The 22109-nt window shown below is 30.7% G+C and carries 27 protein-coding genes and 1 other RNA gene; 14 read left to right on the top strand and 14 right to left on the bottom strand.

The genetic code is table 11. From position 1 onward, the window contains the following. The first annotated feature begins 6 nt into the window (after nt 1-6). Complete coding sequence (locus tag EW14_RS03740; RefSeq protein WP_025938178.1) at nt 7-189, top strand: hypothetical protein; 183 nt, start codon at nt 7-9, stop codon at nt 187-189. Between the two features lie 498 nt (nt 190-687). On the opposite strand, the gene EW14_RS03735 is transcribed toward EW14_RS03740, so the two are convergent. Further along, the gene (locus EW14_RS03735; RefSeq protein WP_042850170.1) at nt 688-921 is read right to left on the bottom strand and encodes a hypothetical protein; all 234 of its coding nucleotides are present in this window, start codon (nt 919-921) and stop codon (nt 688-690) included. A gap of 2 nt (nt 922-923) precedes the next feature. Beyond that, entirely contained in the window at nt 924-1214 is a 291-nt protein-coding gene (locus EW14_RS03730) for a DUF1651 domain-containing protein (protein ID WP_042850168.1), read from the bottom strand. A 192-nt stretch (nt 1215-1406) separates the two neighbouring features. Here EW14_RS03730 and EW14_RS03725 point away from each other — a divergent pair, with 192 nt between their 5' ends. The 4 genes from EW14_RS03725 (at nt 1407) to EW14_RS03710 (ending at nt 2957) form a co-directional block, all read left to right on the top strand. After that, nucleotides 1407-1643, top strand: coding sequence for a hypothetical protein (locus EW14_RS03725; RefSeq protein WP_042850167.1), 237 nt, complete (start codon nt 1407-1409; stop codon nt 1641-1643). Between the two features lie 69 nt (nt 1644-1712). Continuing rightward, nucleotides 1713-1970, top strand: a complete 258-nt coding sequence (locus EW14_RS03720) for a hypothetical protein (RefSeq protein WP_042850166.1) — start codon at nt 1713-1715, stop codon at nt 1968-1970. Nucleotides 1971-2013: 43 nt separating this feature from the next. Continuing rightward, a complete protein-coding gene (locus EW14_RS03715; RefSeq protein WP_225866645.1) occupies nt 2014-2211 on the top strand; it encodes a hypothetical protein in 198 nt (65 codons plus the stop codon). Further along, complete coding sequence (locus EW14_RS03710; RefSeq protein WP_042850165.1) at nt 2208-2957, top strand: NAD-dependent DNA ligase; 750 nt, start codon at nt 2208-2210, stop codon at nt 2955-2957. Before EW14_RS03715 ends, EW14_RS03710 begins: the two co-directional genes overlap by 4 nt. Before the next feature lie 123 nt (nt 2958-3080). Here EW14_RS03710 and EW14_RS10225 read toward each other — a convergent pair whose 3' ends face one another. Genes EW14_RS10225 through EW14_RS03705 form a run of 3 tightly spaced genes read right to left on the bottom strand, consistent with a single transcriptional unit; the run spans nt 3081 to nt 3659 of the window. Next, on the bottom strand, nt 3081-3233 hold the full coding sequence (locus EW14_RS10225; RefSeq protein WP_197049611.1) for a hypothetical protein: 153 nt from the start codon (nt 3231-3233) through the stop codon (nt 3081-3083). Then, nucleotides 3223-3363, bottom strand: coding sequence for a hypothetical protein (locus EW14_RS10220; protein ID WP_197049610.1), 141 nt, complete (start codon nt 3361-3363; stop codon nt 3223-3225). The genes EW14_RS10225 and EW14_RS10220 overlap by 11 nt, the downstream gene beginning before the upstream one ends. Continuing rightward, nucleotides 3360-3659 (bottom strand): DUF1651 domain-containing protein, encoded by a 300-nt coding sequence (locus EW14_RS03705; RefSeq protein WP_011818187.1) that lies wholly within the window; start codon nt 3657-3659, stop codon nt 3360-3362. Before EW14_RS03705 ends, EW14_RS10220 begins: the two co-directional genes overlap by 4 nt. 639 nt (nt 3660-4298) lie before the next feature. Here EW14_RS03705 and EW14_RS03700 point away from each other — a divergent pair. After that, complete coding sequence (locus EW14_RS03700) at nt 4299-4709, top strand: SHOCT domain-containing protein (RefSeq protein ID WP_156095661.1); 411 nt, start codon at nt 4299-4301, stop codon at nt 4707-4709. A 6-nt stretch (nt 4710-4715) separates the two neighbouring features. On the opposite strand, the gene EW14_RS10035 is transcribed toward EW14_RS03700, so the two are convergent. Both EW14_RS10035 and EW14_RS03695 read right to left on the bottom strand, forming a co-directional pair. After that, nucleotides 4716-4859, bottom strand: coding sequence for a hypothetical protein (locus EW14_RS10035; RefSeq protein ID WP_156095660.1), 144 nt, complete (start codon nt 4857-4859; stop codon nt 4716-4718). 2 nt (nt 4860-4861) lie between these two features. Next, nucleotides 4862-8536, bottom strand: a complete 3675-nt coding sequence (locus EW14_RS03695) for a suppressor of fused domain protein (protein ID WP_042850163.1) — start codon at nt 8534-8536, stop codon at nt 4862-4864. A gap of 513 nt (nt 8537-9049) precedes the next feature. Between EW14_RS03695 and EW14_RS03690 the strand changes: the two genes are divergently transcribed. From EW14_RS03690 to EW14_RS10030, 4 genes are all read left to right on the top strand, one after another. Next, nucleotides 9050-9247: a hypothetical protein gene (locus EW14_RS03690; RefSeq protein ID WP_042850162.1), complete on the top strand. Its 198-nt coding sequence runs from the start codon at nt 9050-9052 to the stop codon at nt 9245-9247. Between the two features lie 283 nt (nt 9248-9530). After that, complete coding sequence (locus tag EW14_RS03685) at nt 9531-9896, top strand: MarR family winged helix-turn-helix transcriptional regulator (protein ID WP_042850161.1); 366 nt, start codon at nt 9531-9533, stop codon at nt 9894-9896. 2 nt (nt 9897-9898) lie between these two features. Then, a complete protein-coding gene (locus EW14_RS03680; RefSeq protein ID WP_042850160.1) occupies nt 9899-10438 on the top strand; it encodes a hypothetical protein in 540 nt (179 codons plus the stop codon). Continuing rightward, nucleotides 10439-10609, top strand: coding sequence for a hypothetical protein (locus EW14_RS10030; protein ID WP_156095659.1), 171 nt, complete (start codon nt 10439-10441; stop codon nt 10607-10609). It abuts the gene before it with no gap. Nucleotides 10610-11114: 505 nt separating this feature from the next. On the opposite strand, the gene ssrS is transcribed toward EW14_RS10030, so the two are convergent. Both ssrS and EW14_RS03675 read right to left on the bottom strand, forming a co-directional pair. Next, nucleotides 11115-11297: non-coding RNA, 6S RNA (gene ssrS, locus EW14_RS09835), on the bottom strand. A 17-nt stretch (nt 11298-11314) separates the two neighbouring features. After that, nucleotides 11315-12505 carry a 5-(carboxyamino)imidazole ribonucleotide synthase gene (locus EW14_RS03675; protein WP_042850159.1) on the bottom strand — a complete coding sequence of 397 codons (1191 nt, stop codon included), beginning with the start codon at nt 12503-12505 and terminating at the stop codon, nt 11315-11317. Between the two features lie 125 nt (nt 12506-12630). Between EW14_RS03675 and aroB the strand changes: the two genes are divergently transcribed. Next, complete coding sequence (gene aroB, locus EW14_RS03670) at nt 12631-13722, top strand: 3-dehydroquinate synthase (protein ID WP_042850158.1); 1092 nt, start codon at nt 12631-12633, stop codon at nt 13720-13722. On the opposite strand, the gene EW14_RS03665 is transcribed toward aroB, so the two are convergent. After that, nucleotides 13719-14909 (bottom strand): SAM-dependent methyltransferase, encoded by a 1191-nt coding sequence (locus tag EW14_RS03665; protein WP_042850157.1) that lies wholly within the window; start codon nt 14907-14909, stop codon nt 13719-13721. The genes aroB and EW14_RS03665 overlap by 4 nt on opposite strands. A 31-nt stretch (nt 14910-14940) precedes the next feature. Here EW14_RS03665 and EW14_RS03660 point away from each other — a divergent pair, with 31 nt between their 5' ends. Then, nucleotides 14941-15738: a methanol dehydrogenase gene (locus EW14_RS03660; RefSeq protein WP_042850156.1), complete on the top strand. Its 798-nt coding sequence runs from the start codon at nt 14941-14943 to the stop codon at nt 15736-15738. Nucleotides 15739-15761: 23 nt separating this feature from the next. On the opposite strand, the gene EW14_RS03655 is transcribed toward EW14_RS03660, so the two are convergent. Beyond that, nucleotides 15762-16535 (bottom strand): TIGR04168 family protein, encoded by a 774-nt coding sequence (locus EW14_RS03655; protein WP_042850155.1) that lies wholly within the window; start codon nt 16533-16535, stop codon nt 15762-15764. A 163-nt stretch (nt 16536-16698) separates the two neighbouring features. Between EW14_RS03655 and nadA the strand changes: the two genes are divergently transcribed. Beyond that, complete coding sequence (gene nadA, locus EW14_RS03650) at nt 16699-17613, top strand: quinolinate synthase NadA (RefSeq protein ID WP_042850154.1); 915 nt, start codon at nt 16699-16701, stop codon at nt 17611-17613. Here nadA and EW14_RS03645 read toward each other — a convergent pair. The 3 genes from EW14_RS03645 to EW14_RS03635 all read right to left on the bottom strand — a co-directional run bounded on the left by EW14_RS03645 (nt 17610) and on the right by EW14_RS03635 (nt 20762). After that, nucleotides 17610-18944 carry a S41 family peptidase gene (locus EW14_RS03645; RefSeq protein WP_042850153.1) on the bottom strand — a complete coding sequence of 445 codons (1335 nt, stop codon included), beginning with the start codon at nt 18942-18944 and terminating at the stop codon, nt 17610-17612. The genes nadA and EW14_RS03645 overlap by 4 nt on opposite strands. Nucleotides 18945-19005: 61 nt before the next feature. After that, the gene (gene ispG, locus EW14_RS03640) at nt 19006-20223 is read right to left on the bottom strand and encodes a (E)-4-hydroxy-3-methylbut-2-enyl-diphosphate synthase (protein ID WP_042850152.1); all 1218 of its coding nucleotides are present in this window, start codon (nt 20221-20223) and stop codon (nt 19006-19008) included. Between the two features lie 35 nt (nt 20224-20258). Continuing rightward, entirely contained in the window at nt 20259-20762 is a 504-nt protein-coding gene (locus EW14_RS03635; RefSeq protein WP_025941533.1) for a uracil-DNA glycosylase, read from the bottom strand. A gap of 160 nt (nt 20763-20922) precedes the next feature. On the opposite strand from EW14_RS03635, the gene EW14_RS03630 reads away from it, so the two are divergent. Beyond that, nucleotides 20923-22101 carry a pyridoxal phosphate-dependent aminotransferase gene (locus tag EW14_RS03630; protein WP_042850151.1) on the top strand — a complete coding sequence of 393 codons (1179 nt, stop codon included), beginning with the start codon at nt 20923-20925 and terminating at the stop codon, nt 22099-22101. Nucleotides 22102-22109 lie beyond the last annotated feature (8 nt).

The raw sequence follows: 22109 nt of genomic DNA, 5'->3' as shown, positions 1-22109 counted from the left end.
AACTCTATGGCTAATCCAGATCAAAAAACAATCTTAATTGATAATGCTTATGAGGAAATTAAAAACATTTGTATAAATCTTCAAAAAGATACTGATGCTTCGAATTTAGAAGTTAAAAGTTTACTAAAACTAATTATGAATGAATGGGCAGAAAAAGAGGAACAAAAAACTGGTTTTGGATTCAGGTAAAGTTAATCACTTTCTACAAGTTTCTTTGACATCAAATCATTTTAATATGAACAGATTTTTTATTTAAAAAATTTAATATTTATAATTTCACATTTTTTTAGAAAGAAATTAAAAAGGAATGAATCTCAAAAAGAAAATTCATTCCAGATTTAGCATTAGTTTTATCTAGATTTAAATTTTATAATCTAACTCCTCTGGTGGACTGTCAATCATTAGATCCCTCCTATTCAACAAGTTAAACTTAAGTCTTACTTATAAAGAAAGTAAATCAGTAAAAATGCTGATTTATTGGTTTCTAAAATGTTTGAATTAAAGTAGCCAATTCTGGTGCATCTAATAAAAGTGCAAAAAATGTAAGCACAACTAATAGAAATATTGAAAAGTAAAATTGAATCATAATCCTCAAATTACTTAAAAAGATTTTTTTAGGTTGTATAAAATAATGCTTTGTTTACATAATTAAATATCTGTACCTAGAAAAGGTTAATTGGATAATGATTAAGATCCTTCAGGAAAAAATATAGTCATATTTTTTTGCCAATATTCACAACCTTTAAGTAAATGATCACCCTGTGGTATACGTTTTTCGTATCTTGGACATATCAAGACAGTAGCAAAAGTTTCTGTAGTGCTGTAGCGAAAGTGATTGCAAGTAATACAAATCTTTGTACGTTTTCGTTTTAGAATAGATTCTTTTAGATATTCCCATTTTGAAGGACTTACCTTAAACATGATTAGTGGAATTTACTAGTAACAATTTGCCAACCTCCTGAAACTAATTCATCCCATGTTTCGCAAGCACACTCAATAGAATGTAGTCTTGAATTTTTAAGTTGGGCTGGTTCACCTAATTCATTTGCATAGAAAAGGTGAGTATAAACTTTTACATTATTTGATAGAGATTTCTTATAACTCTCAAAAAGAATTAATAAACCACTTTTTTTCTTAAACAGCCAGCCAGTTGGGGTGTCAATAAGGCTGCCACTATAAAAATTAGTCCAAACATTAGCTACTCCTGATGTCATTAATATAATACAATTGTACTATCAATATAAATGTACTACTCAAGGAAGTCAAGTACTCATCCAAAAAATTATTTAAATACGATAATTACTTCCCGGAAATAATCTGCCGTAAACTTTTTATTTGGTAATAATGTATACAAGTAACACCTTGAAAAGAAAAATAACATTAAAGAGTATATTCGGAAGAACGCAATGTATCGAAATCCCTTTTATTTAGGATGGAATAAAGGTTGGTCTTTTTTATTTTTTTTAGAGGGTGGCATTGCAAAAATTGAAGCAAAAGGTTTTGGCATATCCATTACAACAAGAGTTGAGAAAGGAGAATCACCCCTAGAATCTGCGGATAGATTAGTCTCGAAAGAGCAAAGGATTAGAAAATCAAGATATTATTCTTGGGTTAAATCTATTAATGAAAAAACAATAAATTAAGCAATCCTTCAATTACTAAAGTTATTTGTTGACAATCAATTTAAAATAGAGATTAATTATTTATTTTTCGTGTCCAATAAATTTTATGAATGGTGGAAAAACCATAGAAAAGTTGTAACCTATGGAGCTTTTATCATCTTGTTTGGTTTTTATTTATCTCCTGTTGTCAAAGAAGCAAAATACAAAAACCTATGTATTAAATACTCTACTAAAGGAGCTTTAACTAAATTTAATAAGGACGATATAGGAGAAACTTTACTAGAGGAAACAGGTTTGAACGTAGATGAATTAGCAAAGATTGAAGGTTATAAGAATTGCATTAATTAAAAAGTTCGCAAAAATTACGCTGAGTTTTTAAATGATTAAAGGCATGTTTAAACTTATTTTATTAATTTTATTATTTGGATTTATATCAAGAAGTCCAAAAACAAGATATTTGGTTGGCATAACTCTTAAAGAAATTTCTTCATTTCTTTTATGGACTGTTAAATATGAAGATAGAGAAAAATGGATCATAGATAAACCAAGTTGGATACCTAGTAAAAACTTAAGCCATCGTATTAAATGAAAACTTATTTAGAAGAACGAATTGAATGGTATGACGATAATTATAGAAATGGTAATGCTTTAATCTCTGATAAGCAGTTCGACCAACTTGAAAAAAATTTATTAAGAACAAACCCTAATTGTGATTACTTTAAAAAGAAAAATAAACTAGTTTTACCTTCAATAGAAAAGGATTCAATAGATGAATTTTTGAAAGGTTTATTAGCAGATACCAGATTATTAATTGAACCGAAAATAGATGGTTGTGCTGTTGCTTTGCAATATAGGGATGGCACCTTGGAGAAAGCAATATCAAGAAAAGGGACAGACGTTACTAGTAAACTTATTAAAGTCCAAGACATTCCCAATACTCTCCCTTTACGAGGAGTTCTTCAAGTTAGAGGTGAATTATACGCACCCAACCAAAGTCCAAATATCTCCCAGAGAATCGCTTCTGGATTTCTAAGAGCTAAAGAGGGATTTTCTGAAAGTCTTAGCTTCTGCGCATTTCAAATACTTAATTCAACACTTAACCAATATGAGTCCAAAAAGAGTCTTTCAAAGCTTGGCTTCACGATCCCTCAGGATATTTCATGCAACTTTACGAGCCAAGTTGAAGTATTTAGAAAACAATGGCTAGAAGGGAAGCTTTTTAGTAAATATCCAACAGATGGAATAGTAGTAAAAATAAATTCTAGAAAATTACAATTGATTAGAGAAAAATCAAATTTAGATTATCCTTATTGGCAAGTAGCAATAAAACGTTAATGGAATTAATACACCAGATTTTTCCTACTTGGCATATTTACTTGGATATGTTTTTAGTTGGCTTTGCAACTTACGGTTTTCTGAGAATTAATAAAAAAATAAAAACTAAATAAATTTTTTAAATCATCCGTAGTCCTTAAGCATGGATTTAAGTTGTTCGCTATCTAATTGTTCAAGATAACTTCTAATTGCCAACCAAGATCTTCTGCTTTCTAACTTTCCACTTTGCTTAAATAAATTTGCGGAAACTTGATCTATCAATTCTTTATGATTCATATTTATATTCTTCATCAAGTTCAATGACAACACCATTAAAAAATTCTGCTAATAATTTTGATGGGTCTTGTATTGATATCTTTCTATCTGCTTTTGATAGTTTCTTTTTGATTGGATTTAAATTAGTCATACTGATTCAGGTAATTCAAGTTCTTCAAAAGTCCAACCTTCTAATTGAAGGTCATGCCATTTATCCCAAGCATTATCCAAATACATTTGAGTGGATGATTTAATTGCCATCGGCTCACCAAGATCATTTGCATAATAAGTATGAGCAAAAATTCTCATACTATTTCTTGGAGATTTTTTATTCCTCGTAAATAAAATTAATCTGCTGCGGTCTGGGCTAAGCAACCAACCACTTGGGGACTCATTACGATAACCGTAAGAAAAATTAGTCCAAACATTAGCTCCTCCTAAAGTCATTACTTAGTAATACATGTGTACTATAAATATAAATACATTAGCAGTGGATCGTCAAGTATTTTGGCAGACAAATTGTTTATACTAATGAGAATAAACACAGCTCAGCTATTCCTAAAAAATAAGATACCCACCAAAAGCCTGTTATAGCAAGCTTTTGATAGGCAATAAATGAAGGTGTATCTCCTTATAGAATTTGGGATGTAGTTAGACATAAGATTCCAGGCATGTCTGAAGTGACAATGATGTACAACCGACCAACAACAGAGGATCTTATTGAAGCTATGGAAGTTATTGCAACGTAAATTAATTCACACTCATAAAAAGAATATATTGATTGGCAGTCGATCTAACATAGAAGAATAAAAACCTTTTTTTAATGGATAAAAGATTTATAGCTGAAAAGATAATGACACTTCTTGTTTCTTTGATAGGTTAGTGAAACTATATAAATTTCTAAAAGAAAGTATTTTTTTGCCAGTTTTTGGTATCTTACTTTTCATATTTATATTTGCTACACCCTTTGGTGAATGGTTCGTTCTTGATTTTTTGTTAAATAATCCTATTTGGATACTCTTTTGGATACCCTTTCTAGTTTTTATATTTATATTTTGTTTTAGCGACAGACTTCAAGAGAAGGTAATGAAAATTAAAATAAAAAGCCTAATAAATCCTAAAAATAAATTTGGTCGTTTTGTCGTTAATGTTTTATTTATTCCTTTTTGGTGGTTAATATGGGCTCTTCTTAAAGACTATAACGAATGGTATTACATCGAATACGATGATGAATTTTTTAGATTCTGCTTGTTATATCTTTTCTTGTTCGCACCAATGTTTTTTTATACTCGATTCCTTTGGTATGAAAAAAGTAGAAAAAGAATATTTTTTGGCTTATTTGATAAATTAAAATTTAATTTAAAACAATTTAATTCTGAAGTATTTAATACAACATCTAATGCAGACGAACTAAAAAAATATGCTGATTTAAGAGATCAAGGCATAATAACTGAAGAAGAATTTCAAGCTAAAAAGAAAATGTTGTTAGATTTATGAAACTCTTTATGAATGGATCACTTTAGTAATGGGTAAAGAACCTTCTAAAATTACTAGATTTGCATAATCTTTATTATTTATAAGTTCTTTAGCTAAAGGTATGATTTCTTTTGCTCTAAGCTTTATATATTTGTATGATTTTCTTGGCATATTTAAAAAGGTAATCCGATAGATTTTCTGGCTTTTGTCATTTCTGCTAAGACTTCTCCCAGACCATATTTACGTAATTTATAAATATAAATATTTAGATCATAAGTAGACATTATTAGAATAAGACTTGTCCAAAGAAGAAGAAAATTAATAAGAGTTAATTGGAATAACTGTATTAATAAAAAATAAATAATAATTCCAACTGCACCAAAAATTCTTTGAAACATTTTTATTTTTGTTTTTGATAAATTATCTAATTCCTTAGTTAATTCTAAATCTAATGGTAAAAAGGTATCTGAATCACAACAATTGAGAGAATAAATTGGCCTTAGAAATAGAGCAAAATATAAAATTATAAAAGGAGTTATTAGGATTGAAACTTTATACAAAAAGAAAGGCAGATAAACAAAAAATAATCCATCTGCACTAGCCGCAAATAAAAAATCTACTAAATTACTATATTTATTTCCTTCATGCTTAGTTCTTAGTATTCCAATCCAACCTTTTATATTTTGATAATCCTTAGCATCAATAAGTTCATTGAAACTTTTTATAGACCCTCTACTTATTTTTTTATTAGCCCATTTAAGAAGAGTCGTATGCATATCTAACCCCCCAGCTTTTTCTAAAATTAAAGATACCTCTTCTTCAGGTAGACCTCTATAAAGTGATTTTGGTTCAAGATATTTAAATCTATACAAACTACTTGCAGGAAATGTTGCAGGTCTTTTTTTAGAGGTTAACCAATTAAACCAATATTTAACTTTCCAAATTAGTCTTTTTATAAGAGTTGTTTTATCATCAAGTTTTATATTTTTTAAAAATTCTTCCTCTTGTTTACTACTTATAACATTGCTTTCTAGTCTTGCTTTAGTAATTAAATTACCAGCTTCTTCACTACTAAAATCAGCCTCTTCCTGTAATGAATAGTAAGTAAGCCAAATAATAAGCACATGTAGTTTGGAACCTTCTAAGCCTGCAAGACTTGTAGCTAAAACATTTATTACTGACTCTTCATCTTGAGTTGCCTCTATTTCTTTAAGTACAGCATTTGCGACTGCAACTGCAGATCCATAAACTTCTTGATGGTAATCATTATCAGTCTCACCTTCGAAAACCTCTTCATCAGTATTTACAAAATCCCTCGCTTTTAAAATAAGTCTATTAATCCTTTCTTCAGAATTTTGTTTAGTTAAAATATATTTTCCAGAAGAAAGTAATCTTTCATTATTAATTTCTGATTGATGTTCTCTATATCCTATTAGCTTAGAAAGACGTAATGCCTTCGCCCTCATATTCATTACCTCGCCAAATGGGATTAGATGTTCCGAACCCCATAACAGAATTACATATTCAAGAGCAAGTGGAATTGCATCTGGAGTATAAACTTCAATATCTTCCCATATAATATCTCTGGCAAGTTGCTCAATAGCTGCTTCTTTTCCTCTTTCGTATACCATTTGATTTGCATTTAATGAGACTTGGAGTGCTACTGCATAAATGGAATCTATAGAAAATTTATTTTTCTCAGCTAGTAATTTTGGTTTCTTTTTTTTAATATATTCATAAGTTGATTTTACTGCTTCTAGATTCTCTCTTATATTCTCCTCTTCGTTAGCTCTGCTGAAAATATTATCTATCCAGTTTTGTAATCCAATATATTTTTCATTTCCATCCTCATTTTCATTCTCTTGAAATTGATTATTATTATTTTCTAGTTCTTTAAGATCTTTTGCAAAACTCTCTCTCTTTTCTTTATAAAGGAAAATTTCGTTATCTCTTTCTTCCCAAATCCTATCTATAAAATCTTGATAATTAGCCAACTTTAATTCTCTTTCTTCTTTATAAATTGGCATTAATGATGAAAACTGTATAATTTTTTCTTTATCTTCTTTGGGAATTTTTATATCTGACATTCCTAAATAAGGAGCAAGTACCGTAGCTTCATAGTCCCAATTTAAAGGGAAAGACCCTTTAGAATTTATCGAGTGCCAAATATCTAAATAAGCCCCTGAATAGAAAGGATAAAAAGCAGTAGCGAATAATAAATTTAAAGGCCAATTATACTTTTCTTCTTTTAATGAAGTTGAATCTAATTTCCATTCTTTGGGTAATTTTATACATATTTCTAGATTAGATTCTATATTTTCTCCTTTGCTTGTATAAGAACTCATGCCACATGTTATTAATGTATGATGCGGATTTCTAAAAGAAGGAGCGATGTATAAAATATAAATATTAAAGTTGTCTTTACTTTTTTGATTAATTGCTGAGGATCGTTTTTCGATAATAGAAGTTATTGGACCAAGATTATTTTCTATATGATTACAAACCAGTTTTAAATCAGAATCTTTCTTCTTAAATTCAGGGATTAACTTTTGATTATTTTTATCTTCTGAAAACCTAATATATTTTCCTTTAAAAATAGAAACAGATAATTCTTTGAATTTACCGATTGAGTAGCCTCTTTCTGCAGCAATTTCATTGAAAAATTCTCTACTAAAATTCTCTTCAATGTATTTTTTAATCTCCTCATAATTTCGATCAAAAAATTCTATGGTTGCAATATCAGCTTTATCCTTGTAAATATCAAAATCAAATTCATATTCATAGTCCTCTCCAATCTCTAAAATTTGATTATTGTAATATCTCTTTTTATCAGAAATTAAACTTTCAAACTCTCTCAAATATTCAATATGTTTTGCAGTAGCCATTTGATCATTATTAGATTTTATTCTTTTTGATTTAATAGAATTAATTTTTGATAATTCTGGCCAATATTTCTTTTCACCAAAAAATTCCTCCTTTGCTATTTCTAGGTTTAATTCAAATTCTTCAATAGTTTCATAACCTGCTTTAATACAGTCTTCAGGAATAATTCTTGTAGAACCACTTTGTAGAAAGACATATAATAATTCTTTACCTTTTAATTTTTTACCTAAGAAATTAATTTCTGGAGATGAATCAAGTTTTCTATATTCATCGAAAATATAATGTTTACCTCTTCCAAAAAGTTTAATTAAATAACTATCGTCTTTAAATAACTTTTCTAGTTCTTCTAGGAATGAACTCTCAGTTCCATATACAATCTGCTCTTTTTTTATGAAACTGTTATCAATAAAGAATTTTTCTATTATTTGTTTTAGATCTACTGCTTTTAAAATATCTTGATAGTGCTCATCTATATATTTTTCTTTTGAATCACTGATCTGGAATAAGATCTGGTCATTTTTCCAACTATTAATAGTTTCTATATCTTCTTCGTCTAAGGCAAATTCAAATTCCCATTTATCCTTATTAATGATTAACTCTGGATACTGATTGATTAAATTATCATTAAAGTGATGCATTAATTTTCTATAAGCAGTGCATGCCAAAATACACATATTAGAATCATGCATTTCTGCTAGAGATAAATTATATCTTTTTAAATCTTCTTCAGTTTCTTCATAAGGTATTTCTATATCTTCCCCATCACACCATTCAGTAGTTTGATGAATTTCAATTACCTTTTCTGTAAATTCCTTTTTACCTAATTCTTCTTTTTGATTAAATAAAGAAATTAAATATTTATCTATTCTTTCGTTAAAATCCTCTTCACTAAGACCTTCAAGTCCTAATCTTTCTTCAAGAGTCTGATTATCATCTTTATTATTTTTTTTGTTTACATCCGACATCTTGAAACAAATATTCTGATCATTATTACTTATATGTAAAGCTGTGTCATCTTATAAATGGATTACCCTGTCATATTGCTTTACAAAGAGCGGTAGCCATCTATTAGGGGAGAGGTCGGAATAGTAGAGGGAAAAGAAATCCTTATGCAAAGAGAAAACAAAGACACATTATTAGGTAAGAATCCTGAACAATTACCTATATAAAGGAGACAAACAATACAACAAATACTCCTAACTAAAAATTGACTGACAAGCAGAGCTAACTAACTGCTATTACTACCGTATGGGGCGGGCGGTAGTTCTTATAAGACAAGGGGCGGAGGGCTAACTTAAAGACAACAAGTTAGTTATACGTATATCCTCAGAGAACGAAGTGAGCGGGTGAATGGATATCTAATAACACCTCCCCACACTCATCTAACTAAAGAGATAGTGATGAGATTAATAACCACGAACATCTATTAATAACACTACTAATACCAATCTATAAATACTCAAAATTACTATTTAAAAATGAAAAACATACACAACATTCATACTTCCAAAACTTCACTTAAAGAGGCAATCAAAACATCTCTCTTTTACAAAGACGAATATGGAAGATTGAGAAAGAAAACAAATGATTATTCAGGACTTCAAGCTCACATTTCTAGTGAACTATATGTTGATGGTGGAGTAGTTAGAACAAAAGAGGTCGGGATCAAGAGTTAATATTCAAGTTAAGAAGCCCTGACTAGACTTATTAACAATAAACTAATCTATACCTAAGTGTATTGAATTAAAATCTCAGGAAGCCCTTCCAAAGACTTAGCTCATCAAACAAATGTTCCCGTGAAGCATACTTAAGTGTATTCTTAACCATCAAGAAAAGACTTCAATTAAGTTACAAATAATATTCTATTTAAGCTGCAATAACTAGACTTTTAAGGAATATATACATAGAATATTAATCATAATCAAGACCTATCAACCCTCTAAACAAACACTCAATAGAATGACAGATCAAGACCTCTCTAGAGAGATAACGGACATTGATATGGCGAAACTTGCGGAAGCAATTGAACACTTTCGTATTCTTGATAAAGAAATACCAGCCCAAGTAATTGCTTGCTTTTTATATATCGCTTCCCATGATGACTGCAACAAGATCGATATGGAGAAAGCTCTCAAATTTTCTAGTGCATCTGGAAGCCGTAATACTGATTGGCTCGGCGCATTTCATAGATTAAATAAACCTGGACTAGGTTTAATAGTTAAATATCGTGATCGTACTAATCGTAGGAGACAGGTATTACAACTATCACCTAAAGGTCGAATACTTGTACAAGAACTTAGACAGATCCTTTATCCAAAAAATTAACCATGAAAGAAACAGAACTTAAATCATTAATCTTTGATTTATGGGATATGGATGCTGATTGCGAGGCTCCTAGAGCTTTCCATGCTCTTATGGATTATTGCAAAGTAAGTGATGCTCTAAATACTAAGTTCTTTAATGATTCTCAATCCAACGAAATTCAAAATCGTCGAGATGATTTTAATTGTGTTGGAGAACCTAATATTGAATTATCAGAAGAAGATTATCTAAAAGAATGTCAAATAATTACTCCTAATTTTTTAGAAGAACCAGATACCGATTCGTGGATATTATGTTATGAGTTAATGAATAATTTTGATACTGTCAAAGGCAAAATAAAAAATGAAGAAGTTAAAGTGCCACTTAATGATGGGAATTTTATAACTCACAATTTTGGATTTGATGAAGGTGCCAAACCTTTTCAGGAGTTCATATTAGAATTTTATTTAAATGAGACATATCAGAATCTTGGATGGAAACATGATGACTCATTACAGAGAATGTCGCAGATAGATCAACTGCTTGAACATCCAGATGAACAATAAATGAAACTCCAACTACTCCCACCACTTTCCAAACTATTCAACAAAAGTACTTTCTTTTCATCCCTAAATCAAAATACCTGCCCTATCTTAGATGCTGAAGAGATAAAAAAACAAGAACAGAGAGAAGCTATTAAAAAGTTATATCCGTTAAATTTCAACAGAAATTTCTGAACCCTTATATCGATATAGCAAGGATTCAAATTAACCCCTATAGGGTCATGGATTTGTATTATTGAAGGATATATATAGATTAATTTTATTCGCAATAAGCTTAATATTTTATATCTTTCTGAATAATTAAATATAATGTCCTACCAAAAGAAAGTTAATAATTACTACCCCGACTATATTCTAAGAATAGTAACTGGTAGGACAGTTGATTGTTTTTCTTTATAGGAAAAGCTATTGGAATTTTTAAATTACTTCAACAAATCCTTAAAAGCATTGGTAATACTAAATATCAATAAATATAGGAATATAAATCCAAACTATTTATTTAGACTTTCCTCGATCTGTTTCCTATTCCAAACTAACTAATATAATTAGCTTTGTTTCATTGTATTAACTTGGTAGGACAACTTGGTAGGGCAAATTGGTAGGACAATATGGTAGGACAGGCTTCAAATCAAATAAAATAAAAGGGCTTAGAATGCTGTTATAGCAACTATTCTAAGCCTTATACCGGATCCCCGTCAGTTCTCTGCTGCATCGACCTGGAAATGCCAGAAGAGGATTCAAAGTGGGCTTTCGTTTCCGATTACAAGATCGGTTTACTACCGCATCACGACAGTCTCCTCATGTCGAAAGAGAGTCAGATCAGAGCACATAAAGAAGAACTTAACCAAAGATCCAGTGACTTAACTTTAACTTATTTTTTTATCCATTTGGAGATGGCCAAATGTCTCTTACCATAGTTAATAAAACTTGAGCTTCATCATATCTTTCTGAATGCGTTTTACCATTTAATAAAAATGTAATGTGAGCCATTTTTCTTCCCAGAATTTCTCGAGATTTGCCATAACAATGAATATTAGAACCCTCAATTTCAGATAACATTTTAACTCTTGTTTCCATTGAGATTGGGAAATTTTTTTTTAATCCCAGTAGATTGATCATAATTGCCCCTTCACAGTTCATTTTGATTTCAGGTGGCATTATCCCAGAAGAAATGCAAACATATTGATCAAACTGACTTGAAGTACAAGCTTCAATAGAGAAATGAGCTGAGTTATGTGTTCTTGGAGCTATTTCGTTAATTAAAAGGCCATTATCTCCATAGAAGAATTCAATAGCTAGAACTCCAACGTAATTAAGTTCGTTGACTATTGAAGAGAAAATATTTGTTGCAAATAAGTTCAAATCATATTCATTTGTTCCGGGTGCAAGAACCCAATCACAAACATGATTTAATTGGAATGTCTCAACGATTGGAAAGAATCTTATCTTACCGGTTCTATCTCTCGAGCCAACAAGAGCCAGTTCTTTTTCATACTCTATCCATTCTTCTATTAACCATTCATCAGAATTATTCTCAGTTAAAAAAGAATCTAAATCTTCTTTTGTCTTTATTTTTTTGTTCCCTTTACCGTCATATCCACCTTTATTTGATTTTGCCATTAGAGGGAAAGTCCAATTATTGATTTCCTCATCCGAGAGATTTTTAAAATCTTCAATACTTATCCATTTTGGACAGGGGATATTCATTCTATCTATTAATTTTTTTTGAGAAAACCTATCTACTAATGGCTTAATTGCATTCAGGCTTGGAACAAAAATATCGTTATTGCCAATTAAATTTAATTTATCAATTTTTATCCATTCATTTTCAAAAATTATTTTTTCACACTCATTAATTAATGATTTATTACCTCTTATCTTTAAAGGATCAGCTTCTATGACATGATCTGCTTTTGATCCAGCAGGATCATCACAAGATTTTGTTTGCACACATACTTCTAAATCTCTTTTTTTTGCTGCCTCGGTTAACATTAATGCCAGTTGACCACCTCCAATTATTCCTAGTGAATAATTTTTCTTAATATCGTTTGTATTTTTTTTTAAACTCATAGCATGATTTTATTACCATTTCTAATTCTTAACAACTGAATTTTTAAGTATCTAGAGCTTAGATTTTGCTAATATATAAAATATTTAATACCAAATATTTATAAATTTTAACTAGGTAATCAATTGTGAATAAGAGAAAAATATTAGTCCCATTAGGTGATAAGTCATACGAAGTAACTCTAGAAGCAGGGATACTGAATAATATCAGTGAAGAACTCTTAAAAATGGGAATAACAAAGAATAGAAAAATACTTGTGATTTCAAATGAAGAAATATCAAATTTGTATGGTGAAAAATTCTTAAATAATTTAAAAGATAATCAATTTCAAGCCAAAATGTTCCATATCAAGGCTGGAGAATCATATAAAAACTTAAAAACCTTAAGTGAAATTTATGATATTGCATTTGAATTTGGATTAGATAGAAATTCAATAATTATTGCCCTTGGAGGAGGAATTGTTGGAGACGTAAGCGGTTTTGCAGCTGCTACTTGGCTAAGAGGTATCGAATATATTCAGATTCCAACAACATTATTATCAATGGTTGATTCATCTGTGGGAGGAAAAACAGGAGTAAACCATCCAAAAGGTAAGAATTTAATTGGAGCTTTCAACCAACCTAAAGCAGTTTTTATTGATCCAGAAACTTTAAAAAGTTTGCCCAAAAGAGAATTTAATGCAGGCATGGCTGAAGTAATAAAATACGGAGTAATAAGAGACAAAGAACTTTTCGAATACTTAGAAATTGAAAAAAACAAGAATGAGCTTATAAATCTCAAGAATGAATATCTAATTAAAATAATTAATAGTTCAATAAAAACAAAGTCTCATATTGTGTCTCAAGACGAGCATGAAAATGGTGTTAGAGCAATATTGAATTATGGTCATTCTTTTGGTCACGTTATTGAAAATTTATGTGGATATGGCAAATTTCTACATGGTGAGGCAATATCAATTGGTATGAATATTGCAGGGGAAATAGCAATTGAGAAAGGGTTATGGTCTAAAGAAGAATTAGAGAGACAGAAGAATCTTTTGAGGAGTTACGATCTTCCTACCCAGATCCCCAAAATAAAAAAAGAAGAGGTTCTTAAAATACTTATGGGCGATAAAAAAGTTCGTGATGGCAAAATGAGATTTATATTACCTAAAGAAATTGGTGCAGTAGATATATATGAAGACGTAGAGGATTCATTATTTTTAAAGTTTTTTTCTTAACGCAAACAGGTTGAATTTATATTCATTTTCTTCTCCTTAAACTTTTTAAAAACAAACCACTTAAAATCACCTAGGCATAGAGGATCTACGAGTCTAAGTAATGCCTCTCTTCTTAAAAGGGCATTTGATAAATCCTCCTTAAATTCTTTCTGAATTCCATAAAGTCTCTCTGCCAATCCAAGTGCCAACAAAGCCTCTCCTTGTTTAGTTATTCCAACAGTATTAAATCCAAGAGTCTCAGCATCATTAATTAAAGTGTCTATGCACACATGAGATGTTATATCGCAATTTCCAGGAGAATCTAAGACATTATTCATCATTTTTTGATTTTCATAAGAAACTATCGTCCCATCAGAATTTTTAGAGGTGTAGTATTTATTAGCTTCTTTAGCGTAATCAATTATCAATAAAATACCATTATTAATTTTTCCATATATAGCTTTTAACCATTTTAAGTTATCTATATGCCATTCTGTCGTCCATCCTTCAAGAGCATCTTCAGGCGGGATAGTGATGCCCAACTCACTTTTAGCAAGTTCAATACTTTTTTCTAATTCACTCGTAATTGGCATTTCATCAAAAAATAATTTATAAGATTTTGTGTCTATAGAGACTGCTTGTCGAAGGAATTTCCCTTTTGAGAAGGTTATTCTCTCTACTGGCAGAGCATCTAAAACCTCATTTGCAAGAACTATTCCATTTATATTATTTTCCTCTACTTCTTCCAAACTTTTCCATAAGATATCAATACCTAAGTTTAAAAATTCCCCCAATTTTTTTTTTTGTTTTTCTATCATCCCCTGATTAGGTTCAATAATTACAAAAGAAACTCCTTCTAAAAAATTCTTGCTGTTTTCTAAAAAATATTTAATTAATCCACTCATAAAGCTTCCATCTCCAGCCCCAAATTCAGTTACAGCTAATTTCTGATTAGATAAAAAACTACTTTTGAACTGAATCAACCAATCTTCTATTTGTTTACCAACCAAAAAAGCAAAATCATCAGATAAAGATGGTGATGTGACAAAATCTCCTCGAACGCCTAACTCAGCTTTACCGCTGCCGTAATAACCATTAATAGGATCATTTAATGCAAAATTCATAAAGTCATAAAAACTTATAGTCCCACCCATTTTTATTATTTTTTTTACTAACCAATCTGGATTATTCGCGGGTAAGCTATTCATCGGCGAAAATATAAAGAGACAAAACTTATTTATGCCTTCAAAGATTAACTATTTATTGGGAATATTTCTATCTATATTAGTTTTAATTTCACATAAACCCGTTTTCGCTATAAATAATCCAAATCTCCTACCAGAAGAAAAAACACCAGTAATTGATTTAGCTAAGACATTAAGCCCTAATCAGAAAAAATCTTTAGAGGAAAATCTCAATAATCTAGAAACTGAAAGTGGGTGGAAAATTAAATATTTATCTCAGTTTGAGAGTTCCCCTGGTAGTGCAATAAAGGACTATTGGGATTTAGATGAGACAAGTTTGTTGATAGTTGCAGATCCTAGAGGAGGGAATTTACTGAACTTTAACGTCGGAGAGGCTTATTTTAATTTTATGCCAAGGTTATTTTGGGTTGAACTTCAAACAAGATTTGGCAACCAATACTATGTTAAAGATCACGGTGAGGATGGTGCAGTATTAGATGCAATTGATTCAGTAAAGATTTGTCTCGAGAGAGGAGGATGCCAAGTTGTCCCTGGCCTACCCAAAGAGCAATATGTATGGACTTTATGTACATCTATTCTTGGAGGTTTAGTAGCAGGTTTCGCATCTGCCCCAAGAAAAGAAGGTCAAGTCATTTCAATTGGATTTTTAGCTCTTCTTTCTCCTTTATGGGGAATGTTATTTGGAATTTTTGGTTTGGCACCGATAATATCCAGAACAAATGATTTATTACCTTTATTTAAAAATGGTTTAGCTTTTACAGCCGCAGGAATTGCGGGTTATATCTTGTCTCAAACATTATTTTCAAGATATGAAAAGCCCAATAATACTTAAAATATGATCAGAGTTATTTAATCCTAAAAAAATTTATCTTCTTCACGAATTTCACCAGACTCTGAATACCATCGATGAGAAACATGCCTTAATTCCTTATTTTCAAACTCAATCCATGAAAAGTTAATTAGCAATTTCCCATCTTCATCAGTTTTATATCTTGGTACTACAGCAGTGTTGAAATAAATTGTTCCTTTGCTATCAATTTTAAACATCTCTCTTAAACCAAGATTTCTTTTAAGCCGGTTGTGCATATGACCAAAAATTACAAGATCAACTTTTCTTCTTTTTTGTATTTGAGAAATAGCAGCAGACAAATCTCTATCTCCCCAATCTAAAGATGGTAATTTCCAGTCTTTCCCACAAATGCTTTTAGGTTCTGAACCTAAACCCGAAGGACCAGCATGAGACATAATTATTAGAGGTATTTCTTCAATAGTCTCTTCTGAACATTTGATAATTTTATTTGTTGAATCTTGTTCGGTTATAGGTCCATAAACACCTTTAACTTCTTTTGAAAGATAATAGCCGCCGCCAGAACTACATGGTCTTGCAGACAATAAATTTATTTGATTATTAAAAACTTTCAAATCCCATGCACAATATTTTTTACCAAGAACACGTATCTGCTTTGAGAGAGTTTCGCCTGTAGAATCTTTCCCTCTATCATGATTTCCTAAAATCACAAAAGTAGGAATTTTGATCTCATTGATTTTTTTAATTATTTTGACACTTCCATCAGAAATATCACCAACAAATAAAACAATATTTGGTTTGATAATCGATAAAACTTTCAAGTCTAATTCAGACCATTGACCATGACAGTCACCAACAATAGCAATTTTTAAATTTGTCAGAATTTTTTCTGTTTAAAGGCATATAATCTATTTAGAGATATTCTAAATCCTGACCAGTATAACTTCTACTGCAAAACAGAAATCAGTTCAGAACGAAGAGGATTTGATTTTTGAAATAAAGGAGCGTTGCGGAAAAGCTAATGCAATTATTCTTGCGCACTATTATCAAGCTCCAGAGATTCAGGAAATTGCAGATTTTATTGGCGATTCATTAGATCTATCTAGGAAAGCTGCAAATAATGACGCAGATATAATAATTTTTTGCGGTGTGCACTTTATGGCCGAAACCGCAAAAATACTTAGCCCTAATAAAACAGTCCTATTACCAGATATTGACGCAGGATGCTCATTAGCAGACGATTGTCCTTCAGATAAATTTCAAAAATTCAGGGAAGAAAATCCAGATCACTATGTCGTAAGTTATATAAATTGCACTGCAGAAGTAAAAGCTCAAAGTGATCTGATATGTACAAGCAGTAATGCAGTCTCATTAATTAAAAAGATACCTGAAGATAAAAAGATAATATTTGCGCCAGATCAGAACCTTGGGAGATGGGTACAGAAAAATTCAGGAAGAGATCTTAAATTATGGCCTGGCAGCTGCATTGTTCATGAATCATTTAGTGAAGAAGCACTTCTAAAATTAAAATATCAAAATCCAGGATCAAAAGTAATTGCTCATCCTGAATGTAGTCAAAATTTACTAATTCTCTCAGACTTTATTGGATCAACAAGTAAGCTGCTTGATTTCGTAAGTAAAGATCCATCTAAAACTTACATGGTACTAACGGAACCTGGAATAATTCATCAAATGAAAAAGAAAGAACCTAATAAAATTTTTATTGAAGTTCCCGATGTAGAAGGTTGTAAATGTAACGAGTGTCCATATATGAAATTAAATACTTTAGAAAAAATTCTTGATTGTTTGAAAAATAATTCCCCGTCTATTGAACTAGACCCAGAAATAATAAGAAGAGCCTATGTGCCAATAAAGAGAATGCTGGATATGAGTAATTAATTTAATGAAAATACTTTATCTTCCTTATTAATTTTTAGGAATGCATTAAGGTTTGTGGTGTCTGGATTAAATTCGCTTATCTGATTCTTTCTATTAATTATATTTATTAGCTCTTTTTCACCAGCTCTATATTGTTTATCTTTTCTAGTTCCTATCTCTCTTTGAAGTATAGGGTTTGTATTCATTCTTACTTCTATGTCTGGAATAATTCCAGATTTGTTTATATCAGTGCCGTTCGGAGTTAAATACTTAGCGACTGTAACAGTTAGACCTGAACCATCAACTAAAGTTCTCATGGATTGAACTAGACCTTTACCAAATGTTTTCTTCCCAACTAATTTTCCTCTTTTGTTATCTTTTATTGCACCAGAAACTATTTCACTAGCACTAGCAGAACCCTCATTAACTAAGACAACTAAGGGCTTTTTTGTTAGAGCTTGACCGTTTCCTTTTTTTGTTTCTTTTAAACCATCTTTACTTACTGTACTTACTATTACTCCTTTGTTAATGAAGTGCCTTGAGATATCAATGCTTGATTCTAATAAACCTCCAGGATTACTTCTCAAGTCAAGAACATATCCTGCGACTTTTTTTGTTTCTAAATCCTTAATAGCATCTCTAGTTTCTTTGGATGCATTTGCATTAAATTGTTTAATTCTTACATAGCCAATTAACAAGCCGTTTTTGGTTTGATTGACTTTACTTGATACAGATTTTATTTCAATTTTTTCTCTTGATAAAGTCTTAAAAAAGGATTTAGAACCTCTAAGAATTTCAAGCTTTACTTTAGTACCTCTTTGTCCTCTTATTAATTTCACAGCATCCTCAATATTCATACCTTCAGTAGAAATATCATCTATGGATAATATTTTATCTCTAGCTTTAATTCCAGCATCAAATGCAGGGGTGCCCTCTATGGGAGAAATAATTATTAAATCATCAGATTCTTTATCTTTAACTATTTGGATACCAACTCCAGTTAATTCTCCAGAGGTATCAATTCTCATTTGATTAAATTCCTTAGGTTCTAAAAATCTTGTATAAGAATCATCTAAATTAGAAAGCATATCTCTAATCGCATCATATGCTTCATTGCTGTCTGAATATGTTTTTGATAAAACTTCTTTTCTTAGATTAATCCAATTGGACTTTTGAAATTTGCCGTTTGAATCAAGAAAATCTCTATATACAATTTGCCAAACATGATCAATTACTTCTTTATAACTATTATTTAAAACTGTTGCCTCTGCAAAATTATTTAAAAATAAACCAGAAAAGGATGTCGCAAACAGAAATATATATTTTTTTTTAAGCAATTTTCTTATCTTCAAATAATTCGATATTTTTAATTATAAAAAGAATTTATTTATAATTCAAAAATTTGACAAATCCTTAAGGATCAATCCACTTACCATCATCCTTAATAAGTTGGATTAAAGCATTAACACCCTCATCTTCAGGGACTCTTTTTATCTCTTCTTTTCTTCTATATAAGGCAATAGTTCCTTTACCTTTTCCAACATAACCATAATCAGCATCTGCCATTTCTCCTGGCCCATTAACAATACATCCCATTATTGCTATATCTAGACCCGTCAAATGTGAGGTAGCGTTCCTAACTTTATCTACAACTTCTTCTAGATTGAAAAGTGTTCTACCACAACTGGGGCAACTGATGTATTCAACCATTGTTTTTCTTAATCCTAAAGATTGCAAAATTGAATAGCACACTGGTATTTCCTTTTCTGGAGCTTCTGTTAAGGAAACCCTGATGGTATCTCCTAATCCCTCTGCTAAAAGCGTTCCAATTCCAGCAGTACTTTTAATCCTTCCATAATCACCATCACCAGCTTCGGTCACTCCTAGATGTAAGGGATAGTTATATCCTTCTGAGTCAAGCCTATCTGCAATCATTCTGTAAGCTGCCATCATGACCGGAGCCCTAGAAGCTTTCATAGAAATAATTATGTTATGAAAATCAAGCTCATCACAAATTTTGACGAACTCCATCGCAGATTCTGTCATTCCTAATGGCGTATCTCCATAAGTAAAAAGCATCCTCTCAGATAGAGACCCATGATTAACTCCAATCCTTAGAGCTTTGTTTTCAGCCTTTAAAACTTCAACTAAAGGGGTAAATCTTTTAAGTATTGTTTGCTTAATAGTTTCAAATTCCTCATCTGTATATTCAGTTCTTGTAGGGTCTGATTTTTCAAAAACAAACAATCCAGGATTAATTCTTACTTTATCAACATGTTTTGAAACTTCCATTGCAATTTTCATACCATTATGGTGAACATCAGCCACCAAGGGGGTATTGATATTATTTTCTAGTAATTTTGCCTTTATATCTCCTACTGCTTTGGCATGTGCTAAGGAAGGGACAGTTAACCTTACTATTTCACAACCCACATCATGAAGTCTTTTGATAGCCAAGTAAGCATTTTCGACATCCATAGTATCTTCATTTATCATCGATTGAACTCTTACTGGATAATCACTTCCAATAGCTATATCACCCACCATTACTGTCCTAGTTATCCTTCTCTCAATATGAGTTGAATATCTTTTGGAGAGACTATTAACCTCTTTAGATTGAGTTAATGACATTAAAATTCTTGATATTCAAAAAGGATTTCACTAAATTATACGGCATATAGTTTACCACTTACATTCTCTAGGTCTTTCAAAGTTAGATGGTAAGGTTTATTGATTTCTTTTGAAGGAAATCTCAACAAATAAGATGGATGAAAAATTACCATAATTTCTCTCCCATCTTTTTTAATCCATTGACCTCTTAAATTACTTATAGGATCTTTAACTTCTAAAATAGCTCTCATAGCAGTAGAACCAGTAAGTAATATAAATTTTGGATCAACTAGCTTTATTTGCTGTAATAACCAAGGTTTATGAATATTAATTTCTCTAGCAGTGGGTTTTCTATTGTTTGGTGGACGACATTTAATTACATTACAAAAATAAACATCCTTCTTATAGTCAATCCCAGCTTGTATTAATAATTCGTTTAATAACTTACCAGATTTACCTACATAAGGTTTTCCTTCTAAATCTTCCTGTGCCCCAGGAGCCTCACCAATTATTAACAAATCTGCAAATACACTTCCTCTCCCAATTACTAACCTTTTCACCGAAAATAAAACTTTAACTATTTTATCTTAAGAACTCAAAACATGAAAATAAAATAGATTAAGAAAATGAACTAAATTAAACCATTGTGTGATAATTTTATTTATTGTTAATTTATGCATTTGTCATTATTAAAAGTCATATTTGAAAAGTTATAAGTCAATGAGTCAAGTTAATTTATCTGATCGGGCACTTTTAATTGAGCCTTCTCTTACATTGCAGATAAGTGCTAAAGCAAATCAATTATCTGCAGAAGGAGTAGATATTTGCAATTTAAGTGCAGGAGAACCTGATTTTGATGCCCCAAAAGAAGTTATAGAGGCTACAAGTAAAGCTATATTTGATGGATTTACAAAGTACGGGCCAGCAGCGGGCAATTTAGATCTCCGAAAAGCAATTGCAAATAAACTTCAAATTCAAAACAATTTAAATATTGAATTTAAAAATGTAATGATCACAAATGGTGCTAAGCAAGCAATATATAATCTTTTCCAAGTTTTGTTAAATGCTGGAGACGAAGTTATTATTCCTTCACCATACTGGTTAAGTTATCCCCAGATGGTTAGGTTGGCTGGTGGGAATCCAATCTTTACAAATTCTTCTGCTGAAGATGGATTTAAAATAAATATAAAAGACTTGAAGTCTAAAATCTCCTCAAAAACTAAATTTATAATCATCAATTCTCCTAATAACCCTACTGGAAGAGTTATGTCAAAGGAAGAATTATTGCAAATTGCCGATTTAGCCAGAGAAAATCCAAATATCAATATTCTTTCTGATGAGATTTACGAGCTAATCCTTAAAAAAGAATTTAAACACTACAGTTTATCTTCATTAGCAAATGACTTAAAAGATAGGATTTTCATAATCAATGGGTTTGCGAAAGGATGGGCTATGACTGGCTGGAGGATAGGTTATTTAGTAGGTCCCAAAGATGTAATCAAAGCATCCTCAGCATTACAAAGTCAAAGTACAAGTAATGTTTGCTCTTTTGTTCAAAAAGGTGCTTTAGAGGCTTTAAAAATTAATAATGAGTTTTTCTCAATGATAAATAGCCATTATGATCAAAGAAGAAGACTTCTCTATGAGGGCCTTAATAATATAAATGGGATTTATATTGAAGAACCTAACGGAGCATTTTACGCATTTCCAAAATTACCCAACTCCTCAATTACTTCTGTTGATTTCTGCAATAAAGTTCTTCAAGATTACGGATTAGTTGTTGTACCTGGAAAAGCTTTTGGAGCTGATCAATGTATAAGAATATCTTGTGCAGCTTCAGAAATTAAAATAAAAGATGGACTACAGAGGATTGAAAAAGCAATCTCTGAATACTATTAATTTAACTA

This window comes from Prochlorococcus sp. MIT 0604, from assembly GCF_000757845.1.
In the GTDB taxonomy this organism is placed as follows: domain Bacteria; phylum Cyanobacteriota; class Cyanobacteriia; order PCC-6307; family Cyanobiaceae; genus Prochlorococcus_A.
Note: the sequence above shows the minus strand (reverse complement) of the source record. Positions and strands in the feature narration are given on the sequence as shown.